This is a genomic window from Fibrobacter sp. (assembly GCF_017545445.1).
In the GTDB taxonomy this organism is placed as follows: domain Bacteria; phylum Fibrobacterota; class Fibrobacteria; order Fibrobacterales; family Fibrobacteraceae; genus Fibrobacter.
Genome location: NZ_JAFWOM010000136.1, coordinates 1 through 26,354, shown reverse-complemented (window position 1 = coordinate 26,354; position 26,354 = coordinate 1). Strand labels below are relative to the sequence as shown.

Annotated in this window: 25 protein-coding genes and 1 pseudogene; 20 read left to right on the top strand and 6 right to left on the bottom strand. The window is 46.3% G+C overall.

From position 1 onward, the window contains the following. Positions 1-104 precede the first annotated feature (104 nt). The 3 genes and pseudogenes from IKG78_RS15220 to IKG78_RS15205 all read left to right on the top strand — a co-directional run bounded on the left by IKG78_RS15220 (position 105) and on the right by IKG78_RS15205 (position 2,437). Positions 105-371, top strand: coding sequence for a transposase (locus tag IKG78_RS15220; protein WP_073058387.1), 267 nt, complete (start codon positions 105-107; stop codon positions 369-371). A 23-nt stretch (positions 372-394) separates the two neighbouring features. Further along, a complete protein-coding gene (locus IKG78_RS15215; protein WP_158223265.1) occupies positions 395-1,183 on the top strand; it encodes an IS3 family transposase in 789 nt (262 codons plus the stop codon). A 237-nt stretch (positions 1,184-1,420) separates the two neighbouring features. Then, positions 1,421-2,437 (top strand): annotated as a pseudogene (locus tag IKG78_RS15205) (sulfate ABC transporter substrate-binding protein). Here the strand turns inward: IKG78_RS15205 and IKG78_RS15200 are convergent. Next, positions 2,434-3,330, bottom strand: a complete 897-nt coding sequence (locus IKG78_RS15200) for a DsrE/DsrF/DrsH-like family protein (RefSeq protein ID WP_290945005.1) — start codon at positions 3,328-3,330, stop codon at positions 2,434-2,436. The pseudogene IKG78_RS15205 and the gene IKG78_RS15200 sit on opposite strands and share 4 nt — an antisense overlap. Further along, on the bottom strand, positions 3,302-3,439 hold the full coding sequence (locus IKG78_RS15195; protein ID WP_290945003.1) for a hypothetical protein: 138 nt from the start codon (positions 3,437-3,439) through the stop codon (positions 3,302-3,304). The genes IKG78_RS15200 and IKG78_RS15195 overlap by 29 nt, the downstream gene beginning before the upstream one ends. Positions 3,440-3,666: 227 nt before the next feature. Here IKG78_RS15195 and IKG78_RS15190 point away from each other — a divergent pair, with 227 nt between their 5' ends. The 17 genes from IKG78_RS15190 to IKG78_RS15110 all read left to right on the top strand — a co-directional run bounded on the left by IKG78_RS15190 (position 3,667) and on the right by IKG78_RS15110 (position 19,781). After that, the gene (locus IKG78_RS15190; RefSeq protein WP_290945001.1) at positions 3,667-4,527 is read left to right on the top strand and encodes a 4Fe-4S binding protein; all 861 of its coding nucleotides are present in this window, start codon (positions 3,667-3,669) and stop codon (positions 4,525-4,527) included. A gap of 35 nt (positions 4,528-4,562) precedes the next feature. After that, positions 4,563-6,365: an adenylyl-sulfate reductase subunit alpha gene (locus tag IKG78_RS15185; RefSeq protein WP_290944999.1), complete on the top strand. Its 1,803-nt coding sequence runs from the start codon at positions 4,563-4,565 to the stop codon at positions 6,363-6,365. Then, on the top strand, positions 6,349-6,675 hold the full coding sequence (locus tag IKG78_RS15180; RefSeq protein WP_290944996.1) for a ferredoxin family protein: 327 nt from the start codon (positions 6,349-6,351) through the stop codon (positions 6,673-6,675). Before IKG78_RS15185 ends, IKG78_RS15180 begins: the two co-directional genes overlap by 17 nt. Positions 6,676-6,730: 55 nt before the next feature. Then, a complete protein-coding gene (gene cysD / locus IKG78_RS15175; RefSeq protein ID WP_290944994.1) occupies positions 6,731-7,630 on the top strand; it encodes a sulfate adenylyltransferase subunit CysD in 900 nt (299 codons plus the stop codon). Continuing rightward, positions 7,630-9,315 (top strand): GTP-binding protein, encoded by a 1,686-nt coding sequence (locus IKG78_RS15170; protein WP_290944992.1) that lies wholly within the window; start codon positions 7,630-7,632, stop codon positions 9,313-9,315. The genes cysD and IKG78_RS15170 overlap by 1 nt, the downstream gene beginning before the upstream one ends. A gap of 274 nt (positions 9,316-9,589) precedes the next feature. Then, the gene (locus tag IKG78_RS15165; RefSeq protein WP_290944990.1) at positions 9,590-10,861 is read left to right on the top strand and encodes a hypothetical protein; all 1,272 of its coding nucleotides are present in this window, start codon (positions 9,590-9,592) and stop codon (positions 10,859-10,861) included. A 173-nt stretch (positions 10,862-11,034) separates the two neighbouring features. Next, complete coding sequence (locus IKG78_RS15160) at positions 11,035-12,057, top strand: sulfate ABC transporter substrate-binding protein (protein WP_290944988.1); 1,023 nt, start codon at positions 11,035-11,037, stop codon at positions 12,055-12,057. 425 nt (positions 12,058-12,482) lie between these two features. Further along, positions 12,483-13,316 (top strand): sulfate ABC transporter permease subunit CysT, encoded by an 834-nt coding sequence (gene cysT / locus IKG78_RS15155; protein ID WP_290944986.1) that lies wholly within the window; start codon positions 12,483-12,485, stop codon positions 13,314-13,316. Further along, positions 13,316-14,137, top strand: a complete 822-nt coding sequence (gene cysW, locus IKG78_RS15150; protein WP_290944984.1) for a sulfate ABC transporter permease subunit CysW — start codon at positions 13,316-13,318, stop codon at positions 14,135-14,137. The genes cysT and cysW overlap by 1 nt, the downstream gene beginning before the upstream one ends. Positions 14,138-14,148: 11 nt before the next feature. Beyond that, the gene (locus IKG78_RS15145) at positions 14,149-15,207 is read left to right on the top strand and encodes an ABC transporter ATP-binding protein (protein WP_290944982.1); all 1,059 of its coding nucleotides are present in this window, start codon (positions 14,149-14,151) and stop codon (positions 15,205-15,207) included. A 145-nt stretch (positions 15,208-15,352) separates the two neighbouring features. After that, on the top strand, positions 15,353-15,628 hold the full coding sequence (locus IKG78_RS20430) for a hypothetical protein (RefSeq protein ID WP_366075591.1): 276 nt from the start codon (positions 15,353-15,355) through the stop codon (positions 15,626-15,628). A 243-nt stretch (positions 15,629-15,871) separates the two neighbouring features. Continuing rightward, the gene (locus tag IKG78_RS15135; RefSeq protein WP_290944978.1) at positions 15,872-17,101 is read left to right on the top strand and encodes an aminotransferase class V-fold PLP-dependent enzyme; all 1,230 of its coding nucleotides are present in this window, start codon (positions 15,872-15,874) and stop codon (positions 17,099-17,101) included. 138 nt (positions 17,102-17,239) lie between these two features. Continuing rightward, on the top strand, positions 17,240-17,488 hold the full coding sequence (locus IKG78_RS15130; protein WP_290944976.1) for a sulfurtransferase TusA family protein: 249 nt from the start codon (positions 17,240-17,242) through the stop codon (positions 17,486-17,488). A 68-nt stretch (positions 17,489-17,556) separates the two neighbouring features. Beyond that, positions 17,557-17,763, top strand: a complete 207-nt coding sequence (gene thiS, locus IKG78_RS15125) for a sulfur carrier protein ThiS (protein WP_290944974.1) — start codon at positions 17,557-17,559, stop codon at positions 17,761-17,763. After that, entirely contained in the window at positions 17,763-18,572 is an 810-nt protein-coding gene (gene thiF / locus IKG78_RS15120) for a thiazole biosynthesis adenylyltransferase ThiF (RefSeq protein WP_290944971.1), read from the top strand. Before thiS ends, thiF begins: the two co-directional genes overlap by 1 nt. Positions 18,573-18,862: 290 nt before the next feature. After that, entirely contained in the window at positions 18,863-19,273 is a 411-nt protein-coding gene (locus IKG78_RS15115) for a M67 family metallopeptidase (protein ID WP_173800892.1), read from the top strand. 151 nt (positions 19,274-19,424) lie between these two features. Further along, the gene (locus tag IKG78_RS15110) at positions 19,425-19,781 is read left to right on the top strand and encodes a M67 family metallopeptidase (protein WP_290944968.1); all 357 of its coding nucleotides are present in this window, start codon (positions 19,425-19,427) and stop codon (positions 19,779-19,781) included. 17 nt (positions 19,782-19,798) lie between these two features. On the opposite strand, the gene IKG78_RS15105 is transcribed toward IKG78_RS15110, so the two are convergent. The 4 genes from IKG78_RS15105 to IKG78_RS15090 form a co-directional block, all read right to left on the bottom strand. Continuing rightward, positions 19,799-21,466 carry an FISUMP domain-containing protein gene (locus IKG78_RS15105; RefSeq protein ID WP_290944966.1) on the bottom strand — a complete coding sequence of 556 codons (1,668 nt, stop codon included), beginning with the start codon at positions 21,464-21,466 and terminating at the stop codon, positions 19,799-19,801. Between the two features lie 35 nt (positions 21,467-21,501). Continuing rightward, complete coding sequence (locus IKG78_RS15100; protein ID WP_290944964.1) at positions 21,502-22,200, bottom strand: hypothetical protein; 699 nt, start codon at positions 22,198-22,200, stop codon at positions 21,502-21,504. Between the two features lie 75 nt (positions 22,201-22,275). Beyond that, positions 22,276-22,800, bottom strand: a complete 525-nt coding sequence (locus tag IKG78_RS15095) for a hypothetical protein (protein WP_290944962.1) — start codon at positions 22,798-22,800, stop codon at positions 22,276-22,278. A gap of 125 nt (positions 22,801-22,925) precedes the next feature. After that, complete coding sequence (locus IKG78_RS15090; RefSeq protein ID WP_290944960.1) at positions 22,926-25,709, bottom strand: FISUMP domain-containing protein; 2,784 nt, start codon at positions 25,707-25,709, stop codon at positions 22,926-22,928. Positions 25,710-26,354: the final 645 nt, after the last annotated feature.

The following is a 26,354-nucleotide window of genomic DNA, read 5'->3' as shown; positions in this document are numbered from 1 at the left end:
TGAAATTCATGTGTAAGCTTCCCCATAATTAGGACTGTTCATAACTAGACAAAAGGCAATTCCGCCTGCGTCAAAATGCTACCTTTGGTAGCAAAGGAACAGCCATGAAGAAACTGACTCATTCCGAATCGGAAATCGTCAAAAGCGTAAACGAACTTGAAGCTGGGGTGTCTGCAGATGAAATCTGCAGGCGACTCAACGTTTCCAGAGCCACGCTCTATCAATGGAAACGGAAGTACGGCGGTCTCGAGGTTAGCCAGCTTAAGAAACTGAAGGAACTCGAAGAAGAAAACGCCAAGCTCAAGAAGATGTACGCCAATCTCGCCCTGGATAACGAGATTCTCCGCGAGGTTATCGAAAAAAAACTCTGACGCCCGAGGCCCGCAAGGAAATTGTGGGCGAAATAGCAGAGGACCACGACATCAGCATTACTCGGGCGTGCAGATTGATGGGCATCCACAAGTCATACTTCTACTACGAATCAACCAAGGACGATTCCGAAGTCGAGGCTGCGATACGGCAGAAGGCCGAGGCTGCCAACGACGGCTTCTGGAAAATATTCAGGCTGATTCGCAAGGATGGGCATCCGTGGAACCATAAGAAGGTCCACCGCGTCTACGAGGCGATTCATTTCAACAAGCGAAAGCCGTTGCGCAAACGCTTGCCAGCCCGAGTCAAGAATCCGCTCGTGACACCGGACCAGGAAAATGTCACCTGGTCGATGGACTTCGTTACTGACGTTTTGCAAAGCAACCGCAAGTTCCGCGTACTCAACGTCATCGACGACAGCGACCGTGTGGCCGTTGCACAGAAGGTTGCGCATTCCATACCGGCATCCCGCTTGATTCGATTCATGGAGGAAATCATTTGGGAGAAAGGCAAGCCGAGCAACATTCGCTGCGACAACGGTCCGGAATTCATTTCGCATAAATTTCAAGATTGGTGCGATGGGAACGGAATCAAAATTTTGTACACGCAGCCCGGGTGTCCGACTCAGAACAGCTACATCGAACGGTTTAACGGATCGTACCGAAGGGCTGTTCTTGACGCCTATATTTTCAGGACTTTAGATGATGTAAGGGAAATTACCGAAAAGTGGACGGATTACTACAACAACGAAAGACCCCACGACTCCTTAAACAACCTCGCTCCAATGGAGTATCGGTTGATGAGAACAGGGTGATTTTGTATACTTTAAACCAGTCCTAAAAATGGGTAGCTGACACATGCACTATCCCCCTTTGCATAAAAGGGGTGGGTTGGGCGGGCAAGCCAGGCGTTGCGGGGCGGCGTCTGAGCCCCGCAGAGGAGGTGGAGAGCAACGAAGTGCGAACCAGGGGGATTCATCCCCCTTTTTATAAAATAATTTCATATTGCCAATAAAATTTTACGATCATTCTCAATAAGAAGGAATTTCACTATGAATCTGCATTTTTTCAAGACAGTTTTTGCAGTGGCGCTGGTGGCGGGCGCGGGTTGTTTTTTCGGTTGCAGTTCGGAAAAGGCTCCCGAGATTGAGAACAACACGCTTGTCAACGCGTCTTACGACCCGACGCGTGAATTCTATTCCAATTACAATCATATTTTTATGAAGCATTGGAAAGAGGCGACCGGCAAGGATGTGAAAATTACGCAGTTTCATGGCGGTTCGGGCAAGCAGGCGCATGAGGTGGTGAATGGGCTTGAAGCGGATGTGGTCACGCTCGCGCTGGAATACGACGTGAACATCGTCCGTGACGCAGGGCTTATTGAAAACGGCTAGGTCAAGGAATTTCCGCGCAACAGCGCTCCTTACACTTCGACGATTGTGTTTCTCGTGCGCAAGGGGAATCCCAAGAAAATCAGGGACTGGAACGATCTCGTCAAGGATGGCATCGGCATCATCACGCCAGATCCCAAGACTTCGGGCGGTGCGCGCTGGAATTATCTCGCGGCTTGGGCTTATGCAGAAAAGCAGTTCAACGGAGATGAGGAGCAAGTCAAAGGTTTCATGAAGAAGCTTTATCAAAATGTTCTTGACCTCGCTTCGGGCGCACGCGGTTCAACAAATACATTCATTGAAAAACGCAAGGGCGATGTGCTGCTTTCTTGGGAAAACGAGGCTTTCCTTTCGCTCAAGGACTACCCCAAGGATTACGAAATCGTGATGCCGAGTGTGAGCGTTTTGGCAGAGCCTTCTGTCGCGATTGTAGATAAGATTGTAGACAAACGCAACACGCGCAAACTTGCGACGGAATACCTAAATTATCTATACTCTGACGAAGTGCAGCATGTTGCGGCAAGGCATCATTACCGTCCGACAAACAAGGCGATTCTTGACGAGTACAAAGAATTCGATCAGAATGTCAATCTGATCACGATTGAGCATTTTGGCGGTTGGGATAAAGCACAAGCCAAGCACTTTGCCGACGGCGCCATTTTTGACCAAATTCGCTAAATAAAGTAGGTCAAGTCCGATTTTTCAGTGGAGCCGAGCATTGTCGCGACACCACCGAGTTCAACGCCGTCAATCAGCTCTTCGGGCTTAATCCCCATCAGTTCCATTGACATTTGACATGCGACAAATTTTACGCCTTTTCGCCTTGCACTTTCAATCAGTTCTTCAAGTGAAGAAACGCCGTTCTGCTTCATCACGGCACGAATCATCTTCGCACCGATTCCGCCAAAATTCATGCGAGAAAGCCCTAGCTTTTTGGAACCTCGCGGGAGCATAAAGCTAAATATTTTTCCGATAAACGTTTTTTTGACGCGAACTTTTTCGGGCCTACGCAAAAGACTCACACCCCAAAACGTAAAGAACATCGTCACCGGGCGACCCATTGCAGCAGCGCCATTCGCCATAATGAACGACGCAATAGCCTTATCCAAATCGCCACTGAAAACGACAAAAGTCTTGGCGTGTTCAAATTCTATTTTTTCAGGAACGGGTGCATTTTGCTTGACGATTGTCGCATAAATCACGCCATCTTTTTCATCGAGCGATTTCAATAGATTTCCCGTCCGTTCGCACCAAGTTTTGACATCAAGCGCAAATGCTTTTTCCGTCGCTTCCACATGAAATTCATCACCGACAAAAGCATCGCGAATAACATCGTTCACTTTTACAATCGGCCCAGGACAACACAATCCCTTTGCATCGACGAAATGGATTTTGGGAACAGCATTAAGACCGCCCTCCACATTATACGCGTCAAAATCGCGATCGACAAGAATTTCTGAGACCTGTTCAGAACGATCTCCCGTCGAACAAAAAACATAAACAGGTTTATCCTTCGGAATAGAGTCAATTTTTTTCGAAAGTTCAAAAAAAAGGAATCTGGATAGCGCCATTCACGGGCCGCACAAGCACTTCGCCCGGTTCACGAACATCGAGCAATGTTGAGTTTTCCAAATCAATCTTAAAAAAATCTTTCGCAGAAAATCTTTTCACATCGGACATGGATAGGCCTTCATCGTTTCTATTTTCAACTGCAATTATAGAATTGATATTTTACTGCGTCCAATACAAAATTTCAATTATCCGTTATCAGAAATTTTTATAACAGCAAACCACCTTACAAATTTAGATTACTAATAAATTAATTTTATCATACGTGATATTTATTAAGTATTGGACATGAGCACTCCCCCATTCTATATTTGCATGCAAAAAATGGGAGACATTCTATGGCAGTTGATTACTCTACACTCAAAAAGGGCGGCTGGATGCGCCAAAAGCAGAAGAACAATTTTTCGCTGCGCGTTCGCGTTGTTGGCGGAAACCTCACTGCAACACAGCTAGCCAAAATCGCCGAAGTCGCTGAAAAATTTGGCGAAGGTTACGCTCACTTGACTTCGAGACAGAGCGTCGAAATTCCGTTTATCAAGCTTGAAAATATTGACGATGTGAAAAACGCGCTTGCCGAGGGTGGCGTAGAACCCGGCGTTTGCGGCGCACGTGTGCGTACCATTACGGCATGCCAGGGCGAAGCTGTTTGCCCGAGCGGTTGCATTGACACATACGCTATCGCCAAGGAACTTGACGACCGCTACTTTGCACGAGAACTTCCGCACAAGTTCAAATTTGGCGTGACGGGCTGCCAGAACAACTGCCTCAAGGCCGAAGAAAACGACGTAGGCATCAAGGGCGCAATCAAGGTGGATTGGCTTGAGAACAAATGCATTGGTTGCGGGCTTTGCGCAAAGGTCTGTCGTAAAGAGGCCATCAAGATTGATAACAAGAAAGTCATTTTCGACAAGGAAAAATGCAATTACTGCGGTCGTTGCTACAAGTCCTGCCCCACTGACGCGTGGAGCCACATTCACGGCTACATTGTATCGTTTGGCGGCCTCTTTGGCAACAACATCAACAAGGGCGAAACGATTATTCCGTTTGTGGAAGACAAGCAGAAGCTCTTGGACATTTGCGATGCAGCCATCCAGTTCTTTGCAGACAACGGAAAGAGCGGTGAACGTTTCAAGTACACGATCGACCGCGTCGGTCGCGACGTTTTTGCAAAGAAAATCCAGGACGTGTATAACGGTTAATCCGTTCCCAGTCATAGCTAGCCAAAAGCACAAAAATGAAAATTGAAAAAATAAAGACAGGCTTGCTGATTATTGGCGGCGGAACGGCTGGATGTTATGCAGCGATTACAGCCGCTGGAATACGGGATGTTGCAAATAACGCCACGTTAAATGCCGCAGAAAATAAAGGTGCCGGCTTCAAGATACTCGTCGTCGAAAAAGCGAATATCAAGCGGAGCGGTTGCCTTGCCGCTGGCGTAAACGCGTTGAACGCCTACATTACCGAAGGCCGCACGCCCAAGGATTACGTGGATTACGCGAAGAAGGATGCCGACGGAATCGTCCGCGAGGATTTGCTGTATAGCATTTCCGAGAAGTTCAACGAGGTCACGGCACACTTGGAAAAGCTGGGGCTTGTCATCTTGAAAGACAAGGACGGCAAGTATGTGACTCGCGGGAACCGTAACATCAAAATCAACGGCGAGAACATCAAGCCGATTTTGGCGGCGGCTGTCGCGAAGGCCCCGAACGTTCAGGTGTTGAACCACGTGAACATTTTCGATTTTTCCGTTCACGACAACAAGATTGACGGTGCTTTCGGATTCGGAATAGAGAACGACACTTTCTATGCCATCGAGGCAGATGCCGTGATTGTCGCGACAGGCGGTGCGTCCGGGCTTTACCGCCCGAATAATCCGGGATTTTCGCGGCACAAGATGTGGTACCCGCCGTTCAACACGGGTGCAGGCTACGCGATGGGTATCCGTCACGGAGCCGAGATGACGACTTTCGAGATGCGATTTATTGCGCTGCGTTGCAAGGACACGATTGCCCCGACGGGGACGCTCGCGCAGGGCGTGGGTGCCAAGCAGGTGAACGCTCTCGGCGAAGTTTACGAGACGAAGTATGGTATTTCTACATCGGAACGCGTTTACGGAACTGTGGCGGAAAACTTGGAAGGCCGCGGGCCATGCTACTTGCGCACCGTCGGGATTACGCCCGAGCAGGAAGAATCGCTTTTGAAGGCTTACCTGAACATGGCGCCGTCGCAGACGATTCGCTGGATTGAAAACAACACGCCGTCGAAGGCGAATGTCGAAATTGAAGGTACGGAACCCTACATCGTGGGCGGCCATACCGCAAGCGGTTACTGGGTCGATACCAGACGCGCAACGACAATTGACGGGCTTTACGCTGCAGGCGATGTAGCAGGAGGCGCTCCGCAAAAGTATGTGACGGGGGCCCTTGCCGAAGGCGAGATTGCAGCGAAGAGTGCCGTGGAATATATAGAGAGTTTGTCGGCCCTTCGGCTGATTCGACAAACTCATCAACCAGCTCAGGGACCTGATGCACGATTTAAGGTTGCTGAGCCTGCCGAAGCAACCATCAAAGAAGCCGAAATCGCAAGCCACGTCGCAGAAATCGAAACATATCTATCACAGAAAAATTCGCTGTACACGACAGAGCAACTTGAAGAAGCCATGCAAATCGCCATGGACGAATATGCAGGCGGAATCACGACAGGCTACGGCTATACCGAAAAGCAGCTCAATATCGCCAAAGAAAAAATTGACGAAATCGAAAGCCTTACGGGCAAGCTTAGCGCCACCGACTTGCAAGAAGTCATGTACATCTACGAGCTAAAGGAACGCCTCACGGTCTGCAAGAGCGTAATTGAGCACTTGGCCGCGCGTCACGAGACTCGCTGGCACAGCTTTGCCGAAAACACCGACTACCCCGAAAAGGACAACATAAATTTCCGCAAGTACGTCAATTCCCGTCTCGAAAACGGACAAATTAAAATCATCTTGCGCGAACTCACCGCAGAAGGGCAAAAGAACTATGAGCATCATCATTGATCAAGGCAAGTGCATTGGATGCAAGCGCTGCCACGACGTTTGCCCCGGCACGTTAATCAAGATAAACGAAAATAAAAAAGCGTTTATCAAGTACCCCAAAGATTGCTGGGGTTGCACCTCGTGCATCAAGGAATGTCCGGTTCACGCCATCAGCTTCTTCCTCGGCGAAGACATCGGAGGCAAGGGCTGCAAGGTGCATACCGAAAAAGTCAAGGGCGAAAAGAACGATATCGTGCGTTGGTTCTTTGAACTGAACGACGGAAGCGTCAAGACTATCGATATCGACCCCAAGGAATCGAACAAATACTAGGAGTTTCACCAAACGTTATTCCGGGCTTAATCCGGAATTTCACAGGAGATTTAATTTGAGCGAATTTTCTCACCTCGACGAGCTGGAAGCCGAAGCCATCTACATCATTCGCGAAGTCGCCGCAGAATGCGAAAAGCCTGTGATGTTGTATTCCATTGGCAAGGACAGTTCCGTCATGTTGCATTTGGCTATGAAGGCCTTTTACCCTGAAAAGCCACCTTTCCCGTTCTTGCACGTGAACACCACGTGGAAGTTCCGCGAGATGATCGAGTTCCGCGACCGCACGGCGCAAAAACTCGGCATCGAGATGTTGGAATACATCAACCAGGACGGCGTTGATCGCGGCATCAATCCCTTTGACCATGGATCCGCCTACACCGACATCATGAAGACGCAGGCATTGAAGCAGGCTTTGAACAAGTACGGCTTTACCGCAGCCTTTGGCGGCGGTCGCCGCGACGAAGAAAAGTCCCGCGCGAAGGAGAGAATTTTCTCGTTCCGCAATTCTGCCCACGCCTGGGATCCGAAAAACCAGCGCCCTGAAATGTGGAAGCTTTACAACACCAAGATCAACAAGGGCGAAAGCATCCGCGTTTTCCCGATTTCGAACTGGACCGAAAAGGACATCTGGCAGTACATCAAACGCGAAAAGATTGATATCGTACCGCTTTACTTTGCGGCACCGCGCCCGGTTGTGGTGCGCGACGGCAACATCATCATGGTGGATGACGAACGCTTCCCGCTGCGCGAAGGCGAAACGCCCGAAATCAAGTCGGTACGTTTCCGCACACTCGGTTGCTACCCGCTCACGGGCGGCATTGAATCGACCGCCACGACGCTTGACGAAATCATTGACGAAACATTGAGCGCAGTATCCTCAGAACGCACATCCCGCGTGATTGACAACGAAGCCGCTGGCAGCATGGAACGCCGCAAGAGGGAGGGATATTTCTAATGAAAGGTTTGTTGAAGTTTATTACATGCGGCTCAGTAGATGATGGAAAATCTACACTCATCGGGCATATTCTTTACGATTCCAAATTGCTTTACACCGACCAGGAAAAGGCTTTGGAACTCGATAGCAAGGTAGGTAGCCGCAGCGGAAAAATCGACTATTCCCTTTTGCTTGACGGTCTGATGGCAGAACGCGAGCAGGGCATTACCATCGATGTCGCGTACCGCTATTTCACTACGGATCATCGCAGTTTTATTGTAGCCGATACGCCGGGGCACGAAGAATATACACGCAACATGGCGGTGGGAGCATCTTTTGCAGACCTCTCCGTGATTCTTGTGGACGCGTCGCAAGGCGTACTTGTGCAGACTCGCCGTCACGCCCGCATTTGCAAACTCATGGGTATCCGTTACTTTGTCTTTGCTGTAAATAAGATGGACCTTGTAGGTTACAGCGAAGATGTATTCAACAAAATCAAGGTACAAATCGCAGAACTTGCACAGACTCATTCCCTGAGCAACATACAAGTTATTCCGCTTTCGGCAACAGAAGGCGACAACGTTACCATCAAATCGAAAAACATTGCATGGTATCAAGGCCCCGCATTGCTTGAATACCTTGAAAATGTCGATACATCAAGCTCCGCGCAAGAAAAGGGATTTTACATGCCCGTGCAGCGAGTGAGCCGCCCCAACCGTACATTCCGTGGATTTCAAGGACAGATTGAATCCGGAACGATTCGCGTCGGAGATGTCATCAAGTCTCTTCCGAGCTACGAGAAAGCATCCGTCAAAAGCATTCTCTACACAAACAGGAATGTCGAAGAAGCCCACGCTGGCGAACCGGTCACGATTACGCTAGACCGTGAAGTTGACGTATCGAGAGGTTGCGTGCTCGCTAGAGATGCAAGCATCGGTAGCTACAAGAAAATCAAGGCGTCACTTTTGTGGATGGATGACGAGCCGCTTTCGCTAGGCAAAGACTACCTCGTCAAAATCGGGACAAAGATTATTCCTGGAACACTCACGAAAATCGACTATGCCATTGACGTGAACACAGGCGCACACTTAGAAACAGAAAGCATTTCCAAAAACGGGATTGCCGTCTGCGAACTTGTTTTCGCCGAAGCCATTGTCGTTGATCTTTTTGAAAAGCACAAAACGCTTGGCGAGCTCATTCTCATTGACATCGTAACGCATGCAACAGCCGCTTGCGGCGTTGTTGAAGGGCTCTACGAAAAGCAACTTCAATCCAACGAAAAGGCAGCCTTTGTGCAAGGCGAGCGCCATGGTCGAGGAGAAATTTTTGAAGAATTTTTCTACGATACAGCAACGCTCTCTGTCGTAAAACAGCAACCCGTAAAGCAACACTACACAGTTGGCGACGAAATTCCCACCACAGGCGAAAGCTACCACTACCCCGACGATTTCGACATCATCATTTTGCGCGACAGCACCGCCGTCAAGGTGCGCGGCAAGCGCATTGCCGAAATCACGGCTGCAAACGAGTATCTCTACGACGGTTTCCCGGTCATCAACGGACGTGGCTTTGAAATCAAGGTGCACTCCGACGAAGACGTGTCGCGACTCCTCCGCGAATATGCCGAAGCAGGCGAAACAGGTCGCGAGGGATTCTTCAAGAAGTGGACAGTTTTTGACACATACAGAAAAGTCGTGATCAAATAATATTCAATCGCACTTTGTTTCAGCTCCCGATTCTGCATCGGGGGCTTTTTCACATTGCAAGATTTTTTTCACATTACAAGAGCGTTCTATTTCAATCAAGCCCATTAATAAATTACTTTACATTTAATAAAACAAATAACTTTATATTCATTTATAATAATAAAAATAACCAATAGCTCAGCATAAAAATTTAGTATTGGACAAAACAAAAAACGCCTTCTATATTTGTGCGCACAAAAAAAAGAACAACAAAAATCAAAACAAGGAGTTTGGAATGAATCAGAAAATTTCTAGACTTGCCGCAGCTGCGGCCATCACAACATCCCTTTTTGTTTCCAGTGTTTTCGCCCAAGATGCAGCACCTATTGCAGACGCTCCGAAGGCGGAAACTCCTACAGAAGCACCTGTGGCAACAACCTCCGCATCAGCAGCTCCTGTAGAAGCTCCCGTGGCAACAACCCCCGAATCTGCGGCACCTGCAGAAGCACCCGTGGCAACAGCCACCGAATCCACAGTTCCTGTAGAAACCGCCCCAGTCGTTGCAGCGATTGAAGCAGAAGCTCCTGTTGCAGAAGCACCGAAGGAAAAAGCCTCAAAGAAAAAAGAAAGCTCCTTCAAGCTCACCGGTAACGTTCAAGCACAGGCCATCAAGTCGCTGTACGATAACGATGCAGACAATACGCTTGACAATTCCTTCTTGCGTGCAAACATTGGCGGAAAATTCACATCAGAAAGCTTTGAAGCTGTAATCAACTTGCGCATTTTCAGCCCCGCTTTTGGCAACACCATCGAAGGCAAGAGCTACGACAAGATTTCCGCCGATACCTACTACGCCAATTACAAGTGGGACACCGAATACGGTAAATTTAATGTTCAATTCGGTCGTTTCCGTACAGACTGGACTGTTGCAGGTAACTTCGGTACTTATGTAGATGTGCACCTGAACAAGCGCGGATTCCTCGCTCGCGATTACCAGCACGATGCTATCGCCTTTGGTTTTGAAAAAGGCATTTCGACATTCAACGCCTTGCTCGGCACTTACGATTCCAAGTTCAACACGGGTTACATCCGCATCGAAGAAACACTCAAGTTTGGTGATGCAAAAATCGGCGCCGCTTACCGCGTGAACGCCCTTGATGTCATCCAGCACACGGCCCAACCCACCCACCGTGCAGCAGCACGCGCCAGCTACTACTTCCAAAAGAATTTCGGCCTCTACGGTGAAGTCGCCCTTATCGCCACCGGTGATGGAGAAAACCTCAAGGCTCCAAACGCCATCAAGTCGGAATACGCTCAAGATACGAAATACGTACCGTTTTTCGTCGGTCTTGAAATTCCCACCGCAGGCATTTTCAACAACGTTTATGCAGAACTTGAATACGTCTCTCATCGCGATGAGTTGAACGCTGATGCAGACAATCTCGCCTGGACCGTGAGCTTGATCAAGAAACTCGGCTCCCATTCCAAGATCCAGCTGACCGCATTCAGCGAAAAGAAAACATCCGATGTCGCACTTGCAGCACGATTCACGGCAACAATCAAATAACCTAAGCACAATCCGAACGCCCTCGGCATATTTCACGCTTCTTTGATCCATTTTTGCCGAGGGCGTTTCTTTGAAACAAGGAGCTCATTTTCAACAGTTTGACATTAAAAAAGCCCGATTACAATGGCCAAGAACAACAACAACCAAAAAATTTAAATAAAGAGGTATTCTACATGAATTTCAAAAAAATCACCATTGCATCCATCGCACTCATCTCCATCGCTTTCACCGCTTGCTCTTCTAACGAAGAAAAGGCTGCATCCGCTGAAAAGCAGACACTCACCAACGTGTCTTACGACCCGACACGCGAACTTTACGCGAACTACAACCAAGTCTTTGCAAAGCATTGGAAGGAAAAGACCGGCAAGGATGTAGAAATCACGCAGTCTCACGGCGGTTCCGGCAAGCAGGCTTTGGAAGTTGCCAACGGCCTCGAAGCCGACGTCGTAACGCTCGCCCTCGAATTCGACGTGAACGCCGTACGCGATGCAGGTCTTATCGAACCGGGTTGGGTCAAGGAATTCCCGCTGAACAGCTCTCCTTACACATCAACAATCGTCTTTCTCGTTCGCAAGGGTAACCCGAAAGGCCTCAAGGACTGGGGCGACCTCGTCAAAGACGGCATCGGAGTCATCACGCCGAACCCGAAAACTTCCGGAGGCGCACGCTGGAACTATCTCGCCGCTTGGGCATGGGCAGAAAAGCAGTACAAGGGCGACGAAGCCAAAGTTAAAGACTTCGTGAAGAAACTCTACAAGAACGTACTCGTACTCGCTTCAGGCGCTCGCGGCTCCACGACAACGTTTATCGAAAACGGCCAAGGCGACGTTTTGCTCGCTTGGGAAAACGAAGCATTCCTCTCGCTCAAGGACTACCCCAACGATTACGAAATCGTCATCCCGAGCGTGAGCATCTTGGCAGAACCCTCTGTCGCTATTGTAGATAAAGTTGTTGACAAGCGTGGCACCCGCGAACTCGCTACCGAATACCTGAGCTACCTCTATTCTGATGAAGGCCAGCACATTGCCGCAAAGAACCACTACCGTCCCTCCAACAAAGCTATCCTTGACCAATACAAGGAATTTGACCAAAACGTGAACCTGATTGACATCAGCTACTTCGGCGGTTGGGACAAGGCTCAAGGCAAGCACTTCTCGAACGGCGGCATTTTCGACCAGATTTACGAAAAGAAGTAAGCAAAGTGTCACCCTGAAGTGCATAAAAAATGTGTCACCCTGGAGTGCGCAGCGCGATAGGGCCTAGGTGAAATTTGTCATAACATAAATCCTCGCATTAGGTGCGGGGATTTTTTTGTTGGCGATTTTTCTTGACTTTTACAATCCATACGTCAACTAGAAATCATTTTCAGTGTCCACTTTTTGCATCTGGTACAAACCTTTTTCAGTGATGATCACCCCGACATTTCCACTAACAAATTCCCCGGCATTCACCGCATGCTCAATTCCCTTTGTACGTTATACGGCCAAGCATTTTTATTTTATCGGTAATAAAAAATTTAGGAGCCTATCGTTCCTCGTTTGATATAGAAAAAAACGATAATTCAGCATAATTATTTAGTATTGGACAAACGCAATAACACGTTCTAAATTTGGCTACACCTATGAAAAGAACAAATAGAAGTGTTATACCGGGTTTCGGCCTTACTACAGGCATCACGCTTACAATTTTGAGCGTCGTGGTGCTGATTCCGCTTGCGTCGCTTATGGTGTTTACAGCGCAAATGAGTTTTGATGAAATCATTGAAACCGTTACGCGTGACCGCGTGCTTTCAAGCTTTCGCGTGAGCTTTACGACGGCATTTATCGCATCGCTTATCAATGCCGTCATGGGCGTCGTGCTCGCATGGGTGCTTGTGAAATACACGTTCCCGTGCAAGCGTCTGATCGACGGCATGATCGAGCTTCCGTTTGCGTTACCGACAGCGGTCGCAGGCATCGCCCTCACGGCACTCACAGCAGACACCGGGCTTGTTGGCGGATTCTTTGCAAAATTCGGCATCAAAATTGCGTTTACGCAAGTCGGAATTACGGTTGCGCTCGTGTTTATCGGCATTCCTTTTGTGGTTCGTGCGGTACAACCTGTACTCGAAAAACTGGACCCCGCTTACGAAGAAGCCGCAGGCGTGCTGGGAGCCTCCAGGAGCCGCATCTTCTGGAAGGTGATTTTCCCGGAAATCGTGCCAGCCGCATTGACCGGATTCGGCCTTGCTTTTGGTCGCTGCCTTGGCGAATACGGAAGCGTGGTGTTTATCGCAGGCAACAAGCCTTTCGAAACAGAAATCGCACCACTGATTATCATGTCAGAACTTCAGGAATACGATTACGCGAGTGCGACGACAATTGCGCTTGTCATGCTCATCGCCTCGTTTGTAACGCTTTTCCTCGTGAACTTAATACAAACTAGAAACACCAGAATTCTGAAAGGAGGCGCTTGATGTACAAAGAGACGACTTCATCAAAAATTGTCAAGTGGACCTTGATTGGCATAAGCATCGCCTTTGTGATTCTCATGCTTTTGCTCCCGCTGATTACCGTTATCGCCGAAGCGTTCAAGCAGGGTTTCGACATTTACGCAAAGGCCGTGAGCGACAACTATACGGTTAAAGCCATCTGGCTCACGCTCGAAGCAACTTTACTTGCCGTAATCATCAACACGGTTTTCGGTCTGAGCGCTGCATGGTCTCTCACCAAGTTCCATTTCAAGGGAAAGAAGGTCCTTACGACTTTAATTGACTTGCCGGTAACGGTTTCGCCGATTATCGCAGGACTTATTTTCTTGCTCACGTTCGGTCGCCAAAGCCCCATTTACCCGCTATTGCAAGATTGGGACATCAAGATTGTCTTTGCGGTGCCGGGCATTGTACTAGCGACGATTTTTGTCACGTTCCCGTTCATTTCACGCGAGCTGATTCCCGTGCTCGAAGCCCGCGGAAACGACGAGGAAGAAGCCGCAGCACTGATGGGTGCTAAAGGTTGGACCATTTTCCGCAAGATTACATTTCCGCACATCAAGTGGGCATTTCTGTACGGCGTGGTACTTTGTGCCGCCCGTGCCATGGGTGAATTCGGTGCGGTATCCGTGATTTCAGGGCACTTGCGCGGAAAGACGAACACCCTCCCCTTGCATGTCGAAATTCTCTTCAACGAATTCCAGTACGTGCCAGCTTTTGCAGTTTCGTCAATCCTTGTGATGCTCGCCATTGTCATTTTGATTGCACGAAGCGTGATTGAATATAGAGGTCGAAAGAAAATATAAAAGGAGTTTTTATGTACGTAGAATTAAAAAACATCAACAAGCATTTCGGTAGTTTTAAAGCATCAGACAACGTATCTTTCGGCATCGAAAAAGGCAAGCTCATCGGACTCTTGGGTCCGAGCGGTTCTGGCAAGACGACGATTCTCCGCATGATTGCAGGCCTTGAAAATCCCGACAGCGGCGAAATCATCATCGACGGAAAAGTCATAAACAACGTCCCTGCAAGCAAACGTGGCATCGGCTTTGTGTTCCAAAGCTACGCCCTTTTCCGCTACATGACCGTTTTCGAAAACATTGCATTTGGCCTTCGCGTGCTCAAGAAAAGCGAAAACGAAATTAAGGAACGCGTTGCCGAACTGGTAAAGCTCATCGGCCTGGAAGGTCTCGAAAGCCGCTACCCGAGCCAGCTTTCGGGCGGCCAGCGCCAGCGTGTCGCATTCGCCCGCGCCCTCGCACCGAACCCGCAATTGCTTTTGCTGGACGAACCCTTCGCCGCCATCGACGCAAAAGTCCGCCAGGAGCTCCGCCACTGGCTCAAGGAGATGATCGCAAAACTTGGCGTTACAAGCATTTTCGTGACTCATGACCAAGACGAAGCCATCGAAGTCGCGGACGAAATTATCATCACGAACAAAGGCCGCATCGATCAAATCGGCAAGCCGCTTGACGTTTACAGCAAGCCGAAAACCGCTTTCGTCGCCTCGTTCTTCGGGCAGCCGAGCATATTCAAGGACTACAACAAGTTCCACAGCTTTGACACCGTCCCGAATGTCGAGCAGGCAATAGTCCGCCCGGAATTCGTCAAGGTCACCAAGAAAAACGAAGTCCAGAAATTCAAGAACTCCGCCGAAGAAGGCGTCGTGACGGACGTTGCATTCCGCGGGAGCGGCATCGAGATTACAGCACTCGTCAACGGGGAAACGCTTACGGCACGCCGCAGTTTCGATGAAGCCGCCATTGCCGTGGGCGAAAAAGTCGATGTTTTCATCTACCGCCTCTTTGTGACCGTAGGCGAAAACGCTTTTTTGCTTGAGAACAAATCCCTTCGTGAACCCGTCGTCGTCATTTAAAAATCCAAAAAAAGCAAAACACAGAACGCTCCGATTTTTCGGAGCGTTTTTCACGTCGATTTAAACCATACTTTTTAATAATTTTTGAAATTTCCCTTGAATATATAGGAAAAAGAAATATCTTTTATACTCAGGTATTTCAGCTATGAAAAAATTTTTGACAGAAACAAAAGACAGAATTGTAAAAAAACTGCAAAGTTTTTCGTTCAGAACGGGTATAATCGTTTTTTTACTCTGCATCCCCTTTTACATATTGTCTTTTGCGCAAATGGCTCTCCCCATTTCTGCAGAAGCGAAAGGCGTGCTTTGGGTCGTGCTGTTTGGACTTGCCAAACTTTTTCAGTACAGCGGACTTTCCATTTTGGGTGTCGAAGGTATAAAGAGGCTCAAAAACTTTTTCAAGAAAAAATCCGCCGCTTAAATTGCGGCCTAAAAGTTTGCTCCGCACGAGTTCTTTCCCAATGATAATTGCTTGCTCTCGAAACATTGGAAAGTACAAATAAAAACAAAATTACAGTTTTCCCCCACTCTAAATGAGTGAGCATTCCCCTCCACATATAGACAAAATCTATAAAAAGCCATATAAAATTAGTATTTGACAATTACATGTTCGCGTTCTATATTTGCCTACAAATTTTATAGGAATATGTACGGAGAATGTTGAATGGATTTTAATACGGCTTTATTGCATCATAATTTTGGAAGTGAAAAAAATTCGGGATCGACACTGACACCTATTTACCAGGTGAGCGCCTTTTCGCAGGAATCTGCCGAAAAACTCGAAGCAGTTTTCAACAACAGGGCACCTGGTTTTGCATACACCCGTATCGGAAATCCAACAACAGACTCCTTTGAACGCCGCATTTCATCACTCGAAAAAGGCATCGGAGCGGTCGCTTGCTCTTCGGGCATGGCGGCAGTAACGCTTTCGCTTTTGAACATTTTACAGGCAGGCGATGAAGTTATCGCAAGCACGGCTTTGTTTGGCGGCACGATTGACTTGTTCCACGATTTGGAAGCATTCGGCATCAAGACGCGCTTTGTCTCGGAAGTCACAGCAGAAAACGTCAGGCAGCAGCTGAGCGAAAAAACGAAAGCTGTATTCACAGAACTTATCGGCAACCCGAAACTGAACGTTGTCGATTTGCAGAGCGTCGCTGATGTCGCCCACGAAAATGGCGTCCCGTTCATTGTCGATAGCACGACAGCCACCCCTTACCTTGTACGTCCTTTTGAATTTGGAGCCGACATTGTCGTGCATTCCTCTTCGAAGTACATCAACGGGAACGGAAGTGCGATTAGCGGCATTATCGTTGACAGCGGCAAATTCAAATGGGATCCGGCACGCTACAAGGGATTCGAAGAATACAAACGTTTTGGCAAATTCGCTTACCTCGCGAAGCTCCGCAACGGAGTCTGGCGCAACATCGGCTGTTGTATCGCACCCGCTACGGCATTTCTCAATTCGCTCGGTCTAGAAACTCTCGGCCTCCGCATGGAACGCCTTTGCGATAACGCCTTGCAGCTCGCAGAATTTTTGCAAGGTTTCGAAGGTATCAAGGTCAACTACCCCGCTTTGAAAGGGAACCCCTATTACGACCTTGTTCAAAAACAGTTCAACGGCAAGGGCGGCGCCATCATTTCGATTGACGCAGGCTCCAAGAAAAAGGCTTTCAAGCTCATCAACAACTTGAAATACGCCACGATTGCCACGAACATTGGAGACTTGCGCACGCTCGTCATCCACCCGGAAAGCACAATTTTCACGCACGCCACCAAAGAGCAAAAAGAAAACGCAGGCGTGTTCGAAGGAACGGTTCGAATTAGCGTAGGCATCGAAGATATTGAAGACCTCAAAGGAGATTTTGAACAAGCTATAAAGCAGATTTCGTAACTATCAACCAACAACCATTAACTATTGACCAACAACCATATAAAAAAAATCAATAACTCAGCATAAAAAATAAGTATTGGACAAAGTAAAAAACGCGTTCTATATTTAGCATCAAAATTAAAGTACGGAGATAAATAAATGTCAGAAGAATTCAAAATTGACGATACCGTTGACGTTACCGACGTCAAATGCCCCACTACATTTGTCAAGGCTAAAGTCGCCATCGAAGAACTTGACGAAGGCCAAATTCTCGCCATCCGCCTGAATGACGGCGAACCGGTGCAAAACGTGCCGCGCAGCCTCAAGGAAGAAGGCCACGAAATCCTCAAGCTCGACGACAACCAGGACGGAACCTTTACGCTGTTTGTGAAGAAAGTCGGGGATTAAGTAAAAAGGCGATCCCGGAATAAATCCGGGATGACAGCGAAAACATTTAACAAAAAGGAATTTCAAACATGTATATTACTGTTGCAGGAAACAAAAAAGAAGTTAAAGACGGCCTCACCGTCGCAGAACTCATTGAACAGGAAAAGGTCGAAACGCCGCAATACGTGACCGTTTCCGTGAACGATGAATTTGTCGAAAACGGAAATTTCGCAACTACCGCTCTCAAGGACGGCGACAACGTCGAATTCCTCTACTTCATGGGAGGTGGCTGCTAATGGCATTTACTAACGAACAACTCGAACGCTATTCCCGCCACATCATCCTCAAGGAAGTGGGTGCGAAGGGCCAGAAGAAGCTTTTGAACGCTAAAGTACTCGTCATTGGCGCTGGTGGTCTCGGTGCTCCTGTCGCCATGTACCTCGCCGCAGCAGGCGTTGGCACCATTGGCATCGCCGATGCCGATGTCGTTGACCTTTCCAATTTGCAGCGCCAGATAATACATGCAACAAAGGATGTGGGCAAGCCCAAGGTGCAGTCCGCCAAGGAAACGATGGAAGCGATGAACCCGGATGTCAAGGTGATTACGTACCACACGTTCGTCACTAGCGAAAACATCATGGACCTCATCAAGGATTACGATTTTATCATTGACGGAACCGACAACTTCCCGGCAAAATTCCTCATCAACGACGCATGCGTCATGGCCAAGAAGCCGTTCTCTCACGCGGGCATCATCCGCTTCCAGGGTCAGCTCATGACGTACGTTCCGGGTCAAGGTCCGTGCTACCGCTGCGTCTTCAAGGAACCCCCTCCGAAAGATGCCGTGCCGACTTGCAAACAGGCAGGCGTGATCGGCGCTATGGGCGGTGTTATCGGCAGCCTCCAGGCGATGGAAGCTGTCAAGTACATTCTCGGTGTCGGCAATTTGCTCACGGGCTACTTGCTCACCTACAATGCACTCACGATGGAATTCCGCAAGATCAAGCTCCCGACGCGCACGGACGATTGCGCGGTTTGCGGCACCCACCCGACAATCGATCATCTGATTGATTATGAACAAGCCGTTTGCGAGATGAAGCACTAAGCGAGTCGGAAGTAGGAAGTAGACGGTAGGAAGTGACACGAATGCGTCATCCTGGAGCTGTCATCCTCGAAGCGAAGCGTAGGGGAACCATTATTTCTTGTTCCTACATTTGCGACGGGAACCATAATTTCTCGTTTTACAATCGCAACGGGAACAAGCACTGGATTCCCTCCCTACGGTCGAGAATGACTTGGGAGCCGAGAGCAGCGATAGCCATTTATGGGCTAACATTGCCGAGGCGAATCCGTCAAGCTACGAAGTGGAACGACAGAGCACAAAAAGGAATTTCAATGATAACATTACCAAAAACTGAATATCAAAAAATCCTGGAGCATGCCCAGAAGAACCTCCCTGAAGAGGCTTGCGGGCTGATTGCCGGGAAAATCGAGGGGAACGACAAGCATATTGAAAAGGTTTACTTGCTCACGAATATAGACCATTCCAATGAGCACTTTTCGCTTGACCCCAAAGAACACTTGGCTGCCATCAAGGATATGCGTCAAAACGGCCTTTCCCCGCTTGGCAACTGGCATTCTCATCCCGAGTCCCCGTCGCGTCCGTCGCAAGAAGACAAACGCCTCGCTTTCGACAGCAAGGCAAGCTACTTGATTCTTTCGCTGATGGACCGCGAAAATCCGGTACTCAATTCGTTCCATATCGAAGGCGACAACGCCACGAACGAAGGCTTGGTGATTGAGTAATTAAAAAGCGCTCCGCTCAATAGCGAAGGCGCTCTTTTTGAATCTCCGTACAAACGGTGCCCCTGGGGTCCTTGTGAAATTCCGACTCTGGGGGCACTTCTTACAGGAGAAGATTTTGACAACCAAATTTAGTAAAATAGTTTCAGAACAAATGGCTTTAGCCGCAAAAAAAGCATACCCAAGTGAATGCTGCGGCATTTTGGTTGGGAAAAAGTCCGAAAGGGGTGAAATCGAGGTCACCGAAATTCGCGAAGCATCCAACCAAACTCAGGGCGGAGAAGAAGCCACCCATTTCAGCATCGACCCGCTATTTCTTTACAACATCGAACGCGAGCTCGAAAGTCGCGGTCTTGAAATCGTCGGTTTTTACCACTCTCACCCGGATTGCAAAGCCATCCTTTCGGATGAAGACATCAAATACATGGTGCCGGGACTCGTTTACACCATTTTATCCGTATCCACCCAAGGCGTGGTGGACGTGAAAAGCTATACGCGAAATAGCGTGTAATTTACCTTTAAAATTTTCTACTCATAATCCTTGACACAACGTACTGAGTGATAGCCAGAATAATCGCTTTGAAAATCAGCACCAAGCCCATTTGCAATAAGAGAGCCATCATCCACAAGACCGCAAGGTGCACAAATAAGCCAACGATGTCCCTGAGTCGATGTACTAAAGAGGGCAGCAGACCCCACATCAGAAACCTGACCAAAACCACCACTTAGCCAATATACTCCTGCAGCTAATGCAGAAAAGCCATATTCATCTGTAGCGTCAGGCCACCGATTATTCCCCACGGCTTCGAGAGCATATGCAGATTCACCCACCTCTTTAAACAATTGTCTCCATTCAGTTGTATCAGGTAAATGCCATCCCTCTGGGCAAACACCACGAACTGGGTAAACGGTTTCACAGAAAATATAATGAGATTTACAACCTGGTTCAGTTTTGCGGTCACACTGTTCCAATACAGGAACTCCACACCCCTTTCCATTTGTAGAAAACACAGCTGCACTATCCATAGAGGCTGCCAGATTGTAATAACGCCCGAACTCCTTTACGCTATCGGCATAATATACACCGAAACTCTTTCCATCTATCTTGTAATCAAAATTCAAGTTTTCAGCCATCCATGTTTGGTTACCTATTTTCACTGTCTTGTAAGTTTGACCATCGCGAGAATCGGTCAACGTTCCCTTAACGGGCTTGGATGTTTTAACGCTAGAATTATCAGAAGACACTTTTCTTGCAATGCACGAAGGTTTTACTTTTGGTTCAGAATCATCACGCACACAACGAAGGGAAGCTCCGAACCTTTTTGTAGCATCATAGATATCGGCCTCGTCTTTTGCCATATACCAAAGCGTAGCCTCGCTGCTACCACACTCTGAAGAAGTCCAAAAATACGCACTTTCGTCAATAAAGTTCGTCCGAGAATAACCACCGCCGGCTGGATATGCAGAAAAAGCAAAAGCATCCGTGGCATCCGCCCATTTTTCAATTCCCTCTATCTGCAATGCATAGGGATTCTTTCCAACGGCTTTGTAGAGAACTAGCCACTCCTCAGATGCAGGGACATGCCAACCTTCAGGACAAATTCCACGTACGGTCTTACTCGGCATACATTCCTTACTGTAACCACAGCCTTCACCATTCGTACTGAGCACGGCAGCACTGTCCATAACAACGGACCAAATATAATGCGGACCATGTTCATCATCACCATAATCACGATACGCATTGTCATTCACCTTGTATTCGTAAGCAAGGTTTTCCGCCATCCAGGTCTGCGTGCCGATGGTTACTGTTTTGTAGATTTTGCCGTCGCGGGTATCGGTCACAGTACCCTCAATCACATCGCTTGGGGCGACAATTTTAATCAATTCGCTATTTTTATCTGAATTCTTTTCGGATGATGAAGATTTTTCGCTGCTAGAACTGTACGCTTTTACAGCGTTATCATCCTCGATCCATTCACCACCTTGGCAGATGTAACCCTGATCCTGGTCGGCAACATATGCTGTCTTGCCCTCGTGCTTTTCAGCACACGATGGCAACTGGCTATAGGAGTCCACTTCCATGTCGGCATTACTGAGTTTTGCAGAAAGCTCCGACGTTGTGCCGGAATCGTCACCGCAAGCGGAAAAGACCAACACCATCAGCAATATAATCGAAATGAAAAATTTTTCCATAATTCATTTTTTCCTTTTAACTTAATAGCAAAATTTCATACACTTTTACAGATAAAGTTACCATTCAATTCAATCGTATATTCATTCATTTGAGTTGAATCATAATTTGCAGAATTCTTACTACTTTCTTCAAATGCATAAATTTTTTCATACCGATTCAAAAGAGCTGGTCTACATTTAGAACATGGCGCCCAGCGAATGAAAAAAGTATTTTTTTCGTGAACACTGGGATTTGCTAAAATTTTTCTTTCACAGCATCCATACATTCCGTCATCAATTCCGTTCTTTTCGCAGAAAAGCAATGGTCTATAGGCAAAGACAGAACCATCCATCATTGGAACCAATTCATAACAAACCATATTATCAGAAACCATACAACGAACAGAGTTTTGTCCAACAAAGACATTTTGCTCTATTGCTTGACAAAGTTTATCAAAATTATGTTCGTTATTTTTTTCTCCACTCAATGCATAGTAGAGATTATTTGACGCATCCGTCATTATAGCAAAACATCCCGTACCTTTCTTTACCTTTTTGAATTTACCAACATCCTTACAAGATATACACTTTTTTGAATCATTAAAAAAATCATCCAATTCAGTAGCATACTTTATATCAGGAATATGCTTAGCCGTATACGCTAATTTTTTGCACAAACTAAAAACATTATTTTCAACAACATTATTATTTAAAGTCAACGAAAATACAAAATTCAACGAATTACCAGAATTCATTTTATAGTAAATTTGATTCGCATTCGCAAAGCGACGATATACCTCCACACCTCTTTCTTCTAAAAAAAACAATTCTTACTTATACACCATCCAATAAAGGAATCGTCTTTTCATATATGCAACAGATATATTTGTACTTTTCAGTTGCATCTTTTCAAAAAACATCCCATAATTGTTCGTAATATAATTCCACAAAAAGGTATTAAATAAAGGTCGAAAGTCTTGAAGGGTTCTCTCAAATTTTTGTAGCATTGGTTCCAATATTTTGAAATCATAAATATTCTCATTGAGTTCCGTAATTTGTTTCCAGCAATTTTGCAGCCATTTTTCATATGCTTTAATGTTCTTTTCTTTAGTCAATTCCCTAACAATTGGGATTTCTTTTTTTAATGTTGTATAAAATGAACTGAGAACACTACAAATATTTGAAACAGAAACCAAATTTGTTTTGTATTCCCCAACCGAATGATACTTATAAGCATAAAAAACAGGAATAAAATCCATCATTATTTCAAATGAAGACACGTCCAATTGATCATCAATGTCATCTACAAAAAGAATATGTTTTCCATCTACTTCTACAGTATATTCCTGAATCATATTTCAACCTTAATTTTTTCTTTAACAAATTTTATCAAATCAATCAGATTTAAGATTTGAAGGAGCACAGGTACACAACCATACGACAGCCCCGTTGCCTACCGCCCTTGGCGGTTGGCAACCTGCTAGTCCTTGACGCAACGAACTGAATAACCGTAAATCTTATAACCATTGTCGTCTAGGTACGCATCGTCCGCCTCCACACCCCAGTAGAAGACATTGCTGCCATCATACTCCTCAGCACTCCAAAAGGCAGTGAACACACCAACAGCATAGAAGCTGCCATCGTAATAGAAACCAGCAGGAAGGGCAGAGAAACCGTAGTCATCGATTGCATTAGACCAATCGACAAATCCTTTTGCCTGCATAGCATAAGGCGACGAATCCATCGCCAAATACAACATATCCCAATCGTCCCCCCCCCAATCGTAGAATGATGGAATCTGCCAGCCTTCGGGACAGATTCCCCTTACCGGGAACTTTACAGTGCAGGTCTTACCGAAACCGCAACCCATACCATTTTCAGAATATATTCCAGCAGAATCCATTGCCGCAGCCCACGTATAATAATGACCACAAGTATTGCACCCTGTATTGGAATAAGAACCATAAGAAGAACCATCAACCTTATAATCGAAATTCAAATTTTCCGCCATCCAAATCTGAGTACCAATTTTAACGGTCTTATAGGTTTGACCATCACGGGAATCCTTCAAAATTCCATAAACAATCCCATCTGAGCAACTAAAACCACCTACACTCACATTTTCTGTATAACTAGCACATGTAAAACCGCCGAACGACACATTCGAAGAATCCTGTTTCGTAGCCACTCTGAAGGTATCCGCATCACAGACAAAGCATTTCTTCGAATCTATTTCATCATAGACAAGTTCCTGAACGGAACCATCCTTAGCACAATTGCTCGTCGACCAGTCATCATTCATTTTCCAGGAATTATTTTCACAAGTATAAGTATGGATAGCAGCTTTGCGTTCAGAAGTTTTTCCATTGGTATAACTGACGCAGGCAAAGTCATACATAGAATCTACTACGGTCGCCACACGGAAGGTATCGGAGTCACAAACATATTTATTTTCAGGATATTCCTTACCACTTAATATTTTTCCACTTTTATTACAAGAAAGTCCCTTTGTATCCCATTCCATAAGCTCGGATTCAGTTGCTTCACGCCAGCCATCTTCTCCACAGCAATAGAACATAGACTCATCTTCTCTCGTTTTAGTAATTTTACCAATACGCTTCATAGTGCACGCAGTCAAAATAGAATCTAATTGCGTAGTTTCTCGCCATATTCCTTGTTCAACATCATACTTATAATTCGTACCCGATTCATCACCTTTCCTTATTTCGCCATCCTTGCCATTAGACCACTTATATGTATCAACTTCTAGATTCGTCGCTTCTCGCCACATACCTAGTTCCGTATCATACTTGTAATACGTACCCGTTTCACCACCTTTCTTTATTTCACCATCCTTTCCCTTTGACCACTTATATGTATCAATTTCCAGATCCGTCGCTTTTCGCCACATACCTAATTCCGCATCATACATGTAATACACACCCGTTTCATTCCCCTTCTTTATTTCACCATCCTTTCCTTTGGACCACTTATATGTATCAGCTTCTTTCTGAGACATACAAATCCATTCGCCATCCCGGCAACGAGAATATTTTGAACAGACCCCTCCAACATTCCTATGGTCAGAACTCCACTCACAAAGCACTTCATCTTCAATAGACGATGTACAATACCTCCCTACATTTTCCCAAGATTGTACAAAGTGGCATATTTTTCGACAAACACGATCATCTTCACTACAGCCACATCTATTTTCATCGTCATTAACAAAGTCCATCGTACGTTGAGCCCGTTTGGCTATTTGCCACTTATTATCCCAAGGGCAATAATCACCAGGAGAATTATTCGTACCACCGATATTTTTCCACTCGCCATCTTCTTCAAGGTCTGTCGCTATTTCAGCCAATATTCCAGTCAAGTCTTCTTCATTGCGATTCATCCCCTTGTCTTTTCCAGCAAGAAGCATCTTACTAATGGCTACAAGAGCGACATCCGACTCTGATTCGCCGAACACATTCATATCTTCTGTATTTTTGAATTTTCCTTCAATTCCAAATGCAGCCAATACCTCGCGTTCAGCCTGTTTCTTAGCCGATGTAAAGTTCATCCCCTTGCCAAGCAGATAAAGCACACGATCATATTCCAGATGCGTAAGGATGTTCACGTTTACATTATCACGTTTGCTCAAGTCCGTTACTGCAGTCAAGGTCGCATGGACACTTTCGCCATTGATTTCACTCTTAAAATACCCCGTTACCCTGAGCAAAGCATATTGGCTTTTTAGCGAAACGTTCGATATTTTGAAAAAACCACTATCGTTAGACACTTTTCCAGTAAAGCTTTTACCCGTCTGGGCAAAGGTCTTTCCGTCCAATTCAAGTTCGAAAATATCAACAACGGAACCAGCTTTAAAGGGTCCTTTCTGTGCTAGTCCGCTAATAGTCTTATTCTTAATAGAGACAGTTTTTTCCGAGACATAAGAAGACGGGTCATCTTCTTCGGAATGAGAAGACGACAATTTATTTTCTTGTTTACTACTGCTAGAACTTTTTATTTCTACAGAAGATTCATCCTCTTTCCATTTGCCATTTTTGCAAACATAGGCTTGGTTCTTATCTATAACGTAAGCTGTTTTTCCATCGCTTTTTTCAGAACACGATGGAAGATCCTTATAGGAATCTACTTCAACATCGGCATCGCTAAATACATTGTCATTTGAATCTGAGCCGCTAGAACTGCCGCAAGCTGCAAGAAGGAACGCCGCATAAGTCGCTATAGCAAAAGCCAAATACAATTTTTTCATTACACACACCTTTCTGCTAATTCAATATGTCAATGGAAATATAACTTCTAACAGCCGCAATAGGTCAATAAAAGCCTCCCTAAGCCCCTTTCAAGCAGAACATTTCAAAGCCGAAAGTGTCCAAAACTTGCGTTTTTAGTCGGGAAAAATTTCAGCCCCGTTTACAAGAATAGCAGCGATTTCATGGCGGCATTGAATGCTTGATTTACGGTTCATAAACCAGTTCAAGAAAGATTACAAACTCGCCCAGTTTAGCGCATTCACGAAAACGAACTAATTCTGGAAATGGTCCGCATGGGAACACATTCGGACTTGTTCAAGAAGTAGCATCTGCATTAGCCCTCCAGAATGACAATGCTGCGTGGAGCGTTATAAGGAATCTCGCAAAAAACCGTTTGGTTATAAAGAAAATCAATAACTCTACATAAAAATTAAGTATTGGACAAACGCGTTTTTACGTTCTATATTTCAGCACGAAAAAATCCTACAACTATTGTGGGAAAATTTGTACGGAACAACCACTTTTTAATGTACGGAGAAAAAAGTGAGAATTTATATATCAGCAACCCTTAGGAATTTCTTCGGGAAAAACGCGCAAGTCAGCGTCCCCGAAAACACGGTTAGAAAGGCTCTCGCCAATTTAAT

What these genes read in the sequence shown, in the direction of transcription:
- IKG78_RS15220 (WP_073058387.1), top strand. Translation starts at nt 105, where the DNA reads ATGAAGAAACTGACTCATTCCGAATCGGAAATCGTCAAAAGCGTAAAC.
- IKG78_RS15200 (WP_290945005.1), bottom strand. Translation starts at nt 3,330, where the DNA reads ATGGCGCTATCCAGATTCCTTTTTTTTGAACTTTCGAAAAAAATTGAC.
- IKG78_RS15195 (WP_290945003.1), bottom strand. Translation starts at nt 3,439, where the DNA reads ATGTCCGATGTGAAAAGATTTTCTGCGAAAGATTTTTTTAAGATTGAT.
- IKG78_RS15190 (WP_290945001.1), top strand. Translation starts at nt 3,667, where the DNA reads ATGGCAGTTGATTACTCTACACTCAAAAAGGGCGGCTGGATGCGCCAA.
- IKG78_RS15185 (WP_290944999.1), top strand. Translation starts at nt 4,563, where the DNA reads ATGAAAATTGAAAAAATAAAGACAGGCTTGCTGATTATTGGCGGCGGA.
- IKG78_RS15180 (WP_290944996.1), top strand. Translation starts at nt 6,349, where the DNA reads ATGAGCATCATCATTGATCAAGGCAAGTGCATTGGATGCAAGCGCTGC.
- IKG78_RS15170 (WP_290944992.1), top strand. Translation starts at nt 7,630, where the DNA reads ATGAAAGGTTTGTTGAAGTTTATTACATGCGGCTCAGTAGATGATGGA.
- IKG78_RS15165 (WP_290944990.1), top strand. Translation starts at nt 9,590, where the DNA reads ATGAATCAGAAAATTTCTAGACTTGCCGCAGCTGCGGCCATCACAACA.
- IKG78_RS15160 (WP_290944988.1), top strand. Translation starts at nt 11,035, where the DNA reads ATGAATTTCAAAAAAATCACCATTGCATCCATCGCACTCATCTCCATC.
- cysT (WP_290944986.1), top strand. Translation starts at nt 12,483, where the DNA reads ATGAAAAGAACAAATAGAAGTGTTATACCGGGTTTCGGCCTTACTACA.
- cysW (WP_290944984.1), top strand. Translation starts at nt 13,316, where the DNA reads ATGTACAAAGAGACGACTTCATCAAAAATTGTCAAGTGGACCTTGATT.
- IKG78_RS15145 (WP_290944982.1), top strand. Translation starts at nt 14,149, where the DNA reads ATGTACGTAGAATTAAAAAACATCAACAAGCATTTCGGTAGTTTTAAA.
- IKG78_RS20430 (WP_366075591.1), top strand. Translation starts at nt 15,353, where the DNA reads ATGAAAAAATTTTTGACAGAAACAAAAGACAGAATTGTAAAAAAACTG.
- IKG78_RS15135 (WP_290944978.1), top strand. Translation starts at nt 15,872, where the DNA reads ATGGATTTTAATACGGCTTTATTGCATCATAATTTTGGAAGTGAAAAA.
- IKG78_RS15130 (WP_290944976.1), top strand. Translation starts at nt 17,240, where the DNA reads ATGTCAGAAGAATTCAAAATTGACGATACCGTTGACGTTACCGACGTC.
- thiS (WP_290944974.1), top strand. Translation starts at nt 17,557, where the DNA reads ATGTATATTACTGTTGCAGGAAACAAAAAAGAAGTTAAAGACGGCCTC.
- thiF (WP_290944971.1), top strand. Translation starts at nt 17,763, where the DNA reads ATGGCATTTACTAACGAACAACTCGAACGCTATTCCCGCCACATCATC.
- IKG78_RS15115 (WP_173800892.1), top strand. Translation starts at nt 18,863, where the DNA reads ATGATAACATTACCAAAAACTGAATATCAAAAAATCCTGGAGCATGCC.
- IKG78_RS15110 (WP_290944968.1), top strand. Translation starts at nt 19,425, where the DNA reads ATGGCTTTAGCCGCAAAAAAAGCATACCCAAGTGAATGCTGCGGCATT.
- IKG78_RS15105 (WP_290944966.1), bottom strand. Translation starts at nt 21,466, where the DNA reads ATGGAAAAATTTTTCATTTCGATTATATTGCTGATGGTGTTGGTCTTT.
- IKG78_RS15100 (WP_290944964.1), bottom strand. Translation starts at nt 22,200, where the DNA reads ATGAATTCTGGTAATTCGTTGAATTTTGTATTTTCGTTGACTTTAAAT.
- IKG78_RS15095 (WP_290944962.1), bottom strand. Translation starts at nt 22,800, where the DNA reads ATGATTCAGGAATATACTGTAGAAGTAGATGGAAAACATATTCTTTTT.
- IKG78_RS15090 (WP_290944960.1), bottom strand. Translation starts at nt 25,709, where the DNA reads ATGAAAAAATTGTATTTGGCTTTTGCTATAGCGACTTATGCGGCGTTC.